At 71.3% G+C, this 8,135-nt stretch carries 7 protein-coding genes and 1 pseudogene; 5 read left to right on the forward strand and 3 right to left on the reverse strand.

The features are described 5' to 3' along the window. Positions 1-29 precede the first annotated feature (29 nt). The 3 genes from AB0G35_RS33495 (at position 30) to AB0G35_RS33505 (ending at position 3,872) form a co-directional block, all read left to right on the forward strand. On the forward strand, positions 30-1,256 hold the full coding sequence (locus AB0G35_RS33495; RefSeq protein ID WP_360957394.1) for an acetyl-CoA C-acyltransferase: 1,227 nt from the start codon (positions 30-32) through the stop codon (positions 1,254-1,256). Then, positions 1,253-3,385, forward strand: a complete 2,133-nt coding sequence (locus AB0G35_RS33500; protein WP_360957397.1) for a 3-hydroxyacyl-CoA dehydrogenase NAD-binding domain-containing protein — start codon at positions 1,253-1,255, stop codon at positions 3,383-3,385. Before AB0G35_RS33495 ends, AB0G35_RS33500 begins: the two co-directional genes overlap by 4 nt. A gap of 103 nt (positions 3,386-3,488) precedes the next feature. Then, positions 3,489-3,872: an NTP pyrophosphohydrolase gene (locus tag AB0G35_RS33505; protein ID WP_360957399.1), complete on the forward strand. Its 384-nt coding sequence runs from the start codon at positions 3,489-3,491 to the stop codon at positions 3,870-3,872. Here the strand turns inward: AB0G35_RS33505 and AB0G35_RS33510 are convergent. After that, a complete protein-coding gene (locus AB0G35_RS33510; protein WP_360957402.1) occupies positions 3,784-4,473 on the reverse strand; it encodes a hypothetical protein in 690 nt (229 codons plus the stop codon). The two genes, AB0G35_RS33505 and AB0G35_RS33510, sit on opposite strands and share 89 nt — an antisense overlap. Here AB0G35_RS33510 and AB0G35_RS33515 point away from each other — a divergent pair. Beyond that, positions 4,472-4,558: pseudogene (locus AB0G35_RS33515) on the forward strand (NAD(P)-binding domain-containing protein); the annotation flags it as partial. The gene AB0G35_RS33510 and the pseudogene AB0G35_RS33515 overlap by 2 nt on opposite strands. 145 nt (positions 4,559-4,703) lie before the next feature. After that, complete coding sequence (locus AB0G35_RS33520; RefSeq protein ID WP_360957419.1) at positions 4,704-4,925, forward strand: hypothetical protein; 222 nt, start codon at positions 4,704-4,706, stop codon at positions 4,923-4,925. Positions 4,926-5,017: 92 nt separating this feature from the next. On the opposite strand, the gene AB0G35_RS33525 is transcribed toward AB0G35_RS33520, so the two are convergent. Continuing rightward, positions 5,018-6,553: an amino acid permease gene (locus tag AB0G35_RS33525; protein WP_360957405.1), complete on the reverse strand. Its 1,536-nt coding sequence runs from the start codon at positions 6,551-6,553 to the stop codon at positions 5,018-5,020. 198 nt (positions 6,554-6,751) lie between these two features. Then, positions 6,752-8,135, reverse strand: a 1,384-nt coding sequence (locus tag AB0G35_RS33530) for a transketolase C-terminal domain-containing protein (RefSeq protein WP_360957408.1), incomplete at its 5' end; no start/stop codon positions are given.

Genomic DNA, 8,135 nt, shown 5'->3' on the forward strand with positions numbered 1-8,135 from the left:
TGCCATCCCGCACCTGGAGGAGAGCCAACGTGCCTCGTACCGCTAGGGACGTCGTCTTCGTCGACGGCGTCCGCACCCCGTTCGGCAAGGCGGGCCCGAAGGGCATCTACCACGAGACCCGCGCCGACGACCTGGTCGTGAAGTCGATCCGGGAGCTGCTGCGCCGCAACCCCGGTCTCGACCCGGCGAAGATCGACGAGGTCGCCATCGCCGCCACGACCCAGATCGGCGACCAGGGCCTGACCCTCGGCCGCACCGCCGGCATCCTCGCGGGCCTCCCGCAGTCGGTGCCCGGCTACTCCATCGACCGCATGTGTGCCGGTGCGCTGACCGCCGTCACGACCACCGCGGGCTCCATCGCCTTCGGCGCGTACGACGCCGTGATCGCCGGCGGTGTCGAGCACATGGGCCGCCACCCCATGGGCGAGGCGGTCGACCCCAACCCCCGCTTCGTCAGCGAGAAGCTCGTCGACGAGTCCGCCCTGTTCATGGGCATGACCGCGGAGAACCTCCACGACCGCTACCCGCAGCTGACCAAGGAGCGCGCCGACGCCTACGCGGTGCGCTCGCAGGAGAAGGCCGCGAAGGCGTACGCCAACGGGAAGATCCAGCAGGACCTGGTCCCGATCTCGGTGCGCAACACCAACGCCGAGGTGGGCGAGACCGGTTGGGGTCTGGTGACCTCCGACGAGCCGATGCGCCCGGGCACGACGCTGGAGAACCTCGCGGGCCTCAAGACGCCGTTCCGTACGCACGGCCGGGTCACCGCCGGTAACGCCGCCGGTCTCAACGACGGTGCCACCGCCTCGATCATCGCGTCCGAGGACTTCGCCCGGGAGCACGACCTCCCGGTGAAGATGCGCCTGGTCTCCTACGCCTTCGCGGGCGTCGAGCCCGAGGTCATGGGCTACGGCCCGATCCCGGCGACGGAGAAGGCGCTCGCCAAGGCGGGCCTGGGCATCGGCGACATCGGCCTGTTCGAGATCAACGAGGCGTTCGCCGTTCAGGTCCTCGCCTTCCTCGACCACTACGGCATCGCGGACGACGACGAGCGCGTCAACCAGTACGGCGGCGCCATCGCCTTCGGCCACCCGCTCGCCTCCTCCGGCGTCCGGCTGATGACCCAGCTGGCCCGCCAGTTCGAGGAGCAGCCCGAGGTCCGCTACGGCCTGACCACCATGTGCGTCGGCTTCGGCATGGGCGCGACGGTCATCTGGGAGAACCCGAACCACAAGGACGCCGGAGGCGACAAGTGAGCACCACCACCGCTGAGCTCCTGAAGGGCGCGGCCGAGCTGTTCCCGGACGAGGTCGTCACCTCGGCGCACGTCCGCCACCTCGACCTGCCCTTCGGTGCGGGCCGGTTCGCCCTCATCACGCTGGACAACGGCTTCGACCACACCAAGCCGACCACCTTCGGCCCGGCCTCGCTCGCGAACCTCAACGCGGCGCTCGACCAGGTCGAGAAGGAGGCCGCGGACGGCGAGATCGTCGGCGCCGGCCTCACCGGCAAGCCGTTCATCTTCGCGGTCGGCGCCGACCTCAAGGGCGTCGAGCTGCTGAAGCGGCACGAGGACGCGCTGGCCATCGGCAAGGGCGGCCACGAGGTCTTCAAGCGGCTCTCCCAGCTCGCCGTGCCGACCTTCGCGTACTACAACGGCGCCGCGATGGGCGGTGGCGTCGAGGTCGGTCTGCACTGCTCGTACCGCACGGTCTCCAAGGCCCTGCCGGCCTTCTCGCTTCCCGAGGTCTTCCTCGGCCTGGTCCCCGGCTGGGGCGGCTGCGCCCTGCTGCCGAACCTCATCGGTGCGGACAAGGCCGTCTCGGTCATCATCGAGAACTCGCTCAACCAGAACAAGCAGCTCAAGGGCCAGCAGGTCTTCGACCTCGGCATCGCCGACGCGATCTTCGAGGGCGCGGACTTCCTGGAGCAGTCGCTGATCTGGACCGCGCAGGTGCTCAAGGGCGACCTCGCCGTCGAGCGTCCCGAGATCGACCGCGGCGAGGCCTGGGACCAGGCCGTCGCCAAGGGCCGCTTCATCGCCGACGGCAAGGTGCACGGCGCCGCCCCGGCCGCGTACCGCGCGCTGGACATCATCGCGGCCGCCAAGAGCGGTGACCTGCAGGCCGGTTTCGACGCCGAGGACCAGGCGCTCGCCGACCTCATCATGGGCGGCGAACTCCGCGCCGGGATCTACTCGTTCAACCTGGTGCAGAAGCGCGCCAAGCGGCCCGCCGGCGCCCCGGACAAGAGCCTGGCCCGCCCGGTCAGCAAGGTCGGCGTGGTCGGCGCCGGTCTGATGGCCTCTCAGCTGGCGCTGCTCTTCCTGCGCCGCCTGGAGGTGCCGGTGGTCCTCACCGACATCGACCAGGAGCGCATCGACAAGGGCGTCGGCTACGTCCACGGCGAGATCGACAAGCTGCTGGGCAAGGGCCGGATCAACCAGGACAAGGCCAACCGCCTCAAGGCCCTGGTGAGCGGCGTCCTCGACAAGGCCGAGGGCTTCGCGGACGCGGACTTCATCATCGAGGCCGTCTTCGAGGAGATCGGCGTCAAGCAGCAGGTCTTCGCCGAGGTCGAGGCGGTGGCGCCGGAGCACGCGATCCTCGCCACCAACACCTCCTCGCTGTCGGTGACGGAGATGGCGTCGAAGCTCAAGCACCCCGAGCGGGTCGTGGGCTTCCACTTCTTCAACCCGGTCGCGATCCTCCCGCTGCTGGAGATCGTGCGCGGTGAGAAGACCGATGACGCCGCGCTGGCCACGGCCTTCGGCGTCGCCAAGAAGCTGAAGAAGACCGCGGTCCTCACCAAGGACGCCCCGGCGTTCGTCGTGAACCGCATCCTGACCCGCTTCATGGGCGAGATCCAGAACGTCATCGACGAGGGCACCCCGGTCGAGGTCGCGGAGAAGGCCATCGAGCCGCTGGGTCTGCCGATGTCCCCGCTGGTGCTGCTGGAGCTGGTCGGCCCCGCGATCGGCCTGCACGTCTCGGAGACCCTCAACCGGGCCTTCCCGGACCGCTTCAAGGTGTCCCCGAACCTCAAGGCGGTCGTCGAGGCCGGCAAGCGCGGCTTCTACGTCTACGACAGCGGCAAGCCGGAGCTGGACCCGGAGGTCGCCGCGCTGCTCAAGCAGGGCGACTCGGTGCTGACCGAGGCCCAGGTCCGCGACCGGGTGCTGGACGCGGTCGCCGAGGAGATCGGCATCATGCTCGACGAGGGCGTGGTGGCCGAGGCCCAGGACATCGACCTGTGCCTGATCACCGGTGCCGGCTGGCCCTTCCACCTGGGCGGCATCACGCCGTACCTGGACCGTGCGGGCGTCTCCGAGCGGGTGACCGGCAAGAAGTTCCTGGCCCCGGGCGTGGCGAGCGTGCCCGCGTAACGCGGCTGGTACGGAAGGCGCGGGCCGGCTCGGCGGAGCCGGTCCGCGCCTTCCGTACGTCCGGGCGGGGTCCGCCGGCGCCCGGGCATGGCAGGGTGGCGCCATGGATACCTTGGTCATCGTCGATGCCGCGAACGTCGTCGGCTCGGTGCCCGACGGCTGGTGGCGGGACCGCCACGGCGCGGCGGAGCGGCTGCGCGACACCCTGCCGGCCTGTGCCGCGGGCGGACTGCCGGGACTGGCCGACCCGCCCCTGGAGATGGTCCTGGTGGTGGAGGGCGCGGCGCGCGGGGTGACGTCCGTGGAGGGCGTACGGGTGGTTGCGGCGGCCGGCAGCGGCGACGACCGGATCGTGGAACTGGTCGCGGACGAGGGCACCGGGCGGGACTGCCTGGTGGTCACCGCGGACCGTGGACTGCGCGACCGCGTCCAGGCGCTGGGCGCCCGGGTGACCGGGCCGCGCGCGGTCCGGCCCGGGCGCGGATAGCGCTCGCCGCGGCCGCGCCGGGAGCGCGACGACGGCCGTGGTCAGGGGCCGTCGGGGCGGCCGGGGCGTCCGCGAGGCTCAGCAGGAGCATCGCGTCGTGGTCCGGGGTGCCGGGCTCGGCCTGGTGGACGACGAGGCGGTGGCCGTCGGTGCGGGCCACCGTGTACGCCTCGTAGCTCAGGTCCATCCGCCCGACCGCCGAATCCGCGGAGCACTTGCGGCCGTTGGTCCGTGCGCGCACGTCGTAGCGCTGCCAGAGGGTGGCGAACTCCTCGCTCTTGACGGCGAGTTCGCCGATCAGGCCGGTGAGGTCGGGCGCGTCCGGGTGGGCGCCGGCGACCGCCCGCAGATGGGCCACCGTGGCCGCGGCGACCTCGTCCCAGTTGCCGTAGAGGGTGCGGGCCCGCGGGTGCAGGAAGGTGTAGCGCGCGGTGTTGCGCTGCCGGACCGGCCACTCCTCGATGCCGGGCAGCAGCCGCATCCCGGCGGTGTTGGCGGCCAGCAGGTCGTTGGAGCGGGCCAGTACGTACGCCGGGCAGGGCGCGACGATATCGAGCATCCGCAGGACCGTGGTGGGCCTGGGCATCATGGGCCGGGGCATGGCCGAGAACCTGCTGAAGAACGGGCACGAGGTGGTGGTCTGGAACCGCACCCCGGAGCGGGCCGCGGACCTGGTGGCGGCCGGGGCCGTGGTGGCCGGGAGCCCGGCGGCCGCGGCCGCCCGCGCGGAGGTGGTCTTCGAGGTCACGGCCGACGACACCTCCTCTGGCCCGGGCGGCCGGGCTGGACACCGGACAGGTCGGCGCGGCCCTGCTGGAGCGGCCCGGCGGGGTGGTCACCGAACTCGCCTGGAGCAGCCATCTGACCCCGCCGGAGCCGGTCAACTTCTCGGCGGAGTGGGCCCACAAGGACGTGGAGTACGCGGCCCGGATGGCCGGCGGGCTCCCGCACCCGCTCCTGGACGGCGTGCTGTCCCTGTTCGCCACGGCGCTGACCGAGGGCCGCGGCAAGGAGGACTGGAGCACGGTCAACCCGACGGCGGACCGTCCGTAGGGGTCGTTCGTCAGGGCTCTTACGGATCACCCGGGCCGGGCAGGTCCGGTCGGGGCCCCGGCCGGCTCGGGTGATACGCAGGACGGGCCGCGCTAGCCGTTGCCCTGCCGGTTGCGGAGGCCGAGGCGGCTGTGCGATCTGCCGTAGAGGAAGTAGATGACGAAGCCGATGGCCATCCAGATCGCGAACCGGATCCAGGTCTCGGCGGGCAGGTTGAGCATCAGCCACAGCGAGGCGAGGACCGACAGGATCGGTACCACCGGCACCCACGGGGTGCGGAAGGAGCGCGGCAGGTCGGGCCGGGAGCGGCGGAGCAGGATGACGCCGATGGCGACGACCACGAACGCGAACAGCGTGCCGATGTTGACGAGTTCCGCGAGCACGTCGATCGAGGTGAAGCCGGAGACGACGGCGACGACGACGCCCAGGGCGATGGTCGAGCGGTAGGGCGTGCCGAACCGCGGGTGGGCGAGGGAGAACACCCGCGGCAGCAGCCCGTCCCGGCTCATCGCGAAGAACACCCGGCTCTGGCCGAGCAGCAGGATCATGCAGACCGAGGTCAGGCCGACGGCAGCGCCGAAGCTGATGACGTCGGCGAAGAACGGCTTGCCGAGGTCCTTGAACGCGTCCGCGAGCGGGGCGTCGACAGAGAGCTTGCTGTACCTCTCCATGCCGGTGACCACCACCGACACCGCGACATAGAGCAGGGTGCAGATGGCCAGCGAGCCGAGGATGCCGCGGGGCACGTCCCGCTGGGGGTGGCGGGTCTCCTCCGCGGCGGTGGCCACGACGTCGAAGCCGATGAACGCGAAGAAGACCACGGCAGCGCCGGCGAAGATGCCCATGGTGCCGAAGTTGGACGGGGCGAACCCGAAGAGGAGCTGGGCCAGGGGTGCGGACACCCCGCCGCCGGCCTCGTTCGGCTGGCTGGGCGGGACGAACGGCTCGTAGTTGGCACCGCTGATCAGGAAGGACCCGGCGATGATGACCAGCAGGACCACGGTCACCTTGATCGCCACGACCACGCCGGTCACCCGGGAGGACAGCTTCATCCCGAGGACGAGGATGCCGGTCAGGACGAGGACGAGGACGCAGGCGAGCAGATCGAACCCGAACTGCCCCTCGTGGGTGCCGGCCAGTCCGGGCGGCAGATGCCATCCGGCGCTGTCCAGCAGGGAGCGGATGTACCCGGACCAGCCGACCGCGACCACCGCGCAGCCCAGGGCGAGCTCCAGGATCAGGTCCCAGCCGATGATCCAGGCGGGCAGTTCGCCCAGCGAGGCGTAGGAGAAGGTGTAGGCCGATCCGGCGACCGGCACGGTGGAGGCGAACTCCGCGTAACACAGCGCCGCCAGCGCGCAGACCACGCCGGCGACGACGAAGGACGCCGCGACGGCGGGTCCGGCCGTTTCCTTGGCGATCTTTCCGGTGAGGACGAAGATGCCGGTGCCGATGATGACACCGACACCGAATACGGTCAGGTCGAGCGCCGAGAGGGACTTCTTGAGGGTGTGTTCCGGCTCTTCGGTGTCCTGGATCGACTGCTCGACGGACTTGGTGCGGAACAGCCCGCTGTCCCGCCGTGCAGAGTGTCGTGGTCCGATGTCTGGTCCGTGCTGTGTGCTCATGGGCGAACCTCCGCCTGGACGACCCTGGCAACTCTCCTGAACTGACCGAGTCTCCGCAATGGCGTGAAACAGTCAGCTTCGGCGGGCCCCCGGGCGGTGGGGATTCACCCGATGGGGGGCGGTTGCCGTCATGCCGATGGGCCGGGCGGCACATCCGTACGGATGACCGGCCGGCCCATCGCCGTCCGTGCGCGGGGTTCAGTCCCGGGCGACCTCGGCGGGCTCCGCGTCCTTTGCCGACGCGGTGCCGGCGGCGTCCTCGTCACGGTTGTCGATCTTGGCGACCAGGCCGGTCACCTGGCGGGCGATGTCGGGGGCGGTGAGCCCGATCTCCGCCATGACCTCCGTGCGGGAGGCGTGGTCGAGGAACCGCTCGGGGATGCCGAAGTCCCGCAGCGGCAGGTCCACACCGGCGTCCCGCAGCGCCTGCGCGATCGCCGAACCGACGCCGCCGGTACGGGAGTTGTCCTCGACCGTGACGACGACCCGGTGCCGCGCGGCCAGGCCGGGCAGCGCCTCGTCGACCGGCTTGACCCACCGCGGGTCCACGACGGTCGTGGAGATGCCCTGCTTGTCGAGGAGGTCGGCGATCTCCAGGCACATCGGGGCCAGCGCGCCCACCGACACCAGCAGCACGTCCGGCCGCTCGCCACCGGCGGCCGGCTCGCGCAGCACGTCCATGCCGCCGACCCGGCCCACCGCCTCGACGGCGGGGCCGACCTTGCCCTTGGAGTAGCGCACGACGGTCGGCGCGTCCTTGACCTCGACGGCCTCGCGCAGCTGCGCACGCACCTGGTCGGCGTCGCGCGGGGCGGCGATCCGCAGGCCCGGCACGACCTGGAGCAGGGACATGTCCCACATGCCGTTGTGCGAGGCGCCGTCGTCACCGGTGACCCCGGCCCGGTCCAGGACGAAGGTGACACCGCACTTGTGCAGCGCGACGTCCATCAGGACCTGGTCGAAGGCGCGGTTGAGGAACGTGGCGTAGACCGCGAAGACCGGGTGCAGACCGCCGGTGGCCAGGCCCGCCGCCGACACGGCCGCATGCTGCTCGGCGATGCCGACGTCGTAGACCCGGTCCGGGAACGCCTTGGCGAACTTGCCCAGGCCCACCGGCTGCAGCATCGCCGCGGTGATCGCCACGATGTCGTCGCGCTCCCGGCCCAGCTTGACCATCTCGTCGCCGAAGACGGAGGTCCAGCTGGCGCCGCCGGAGGCCACCGGCAGCCCGGTGTCGGGGTGGATGACGCCGATGCCGTGGAAGCGGTCCGCCTCGTCCTGCTCGGCCGGCTTGTAGCCGCGGCCCTTCTCGGTGAGGCAGTGCACGATGACCGGGCCGCCGAACCGCTTGGCGCGCTGCAGCGCGGACTCCAGGGCCTCCATGTCGTGGCCGTCGATCGGGCCGACGTACTTCAGGCCCAGGTCCTCGAACATGCCCTGCGGCGCGATGAAGTCCTTCAGGCCCTTCTTGGCACCGTGCAGGGTCTCGTAGAGCGGTTTGCCGACGACCGGGGTGCGCTCCAGCAGGTCCTTGCCGCGGGCCAGGAAACGCTCGTAGCCGTCGGTGGTGCGCAGGGTGGCG

Source organism: Streptomyces sp. NPDC021749 (assembly GCF_040640655.1).
In the GTDB taxonomy this organism is placed as follows: domain Bacteria; phylum Actinomycetota; class Actinomycetes; order Streptomycetales; family Streptomycetaceae; genus Streptomyces.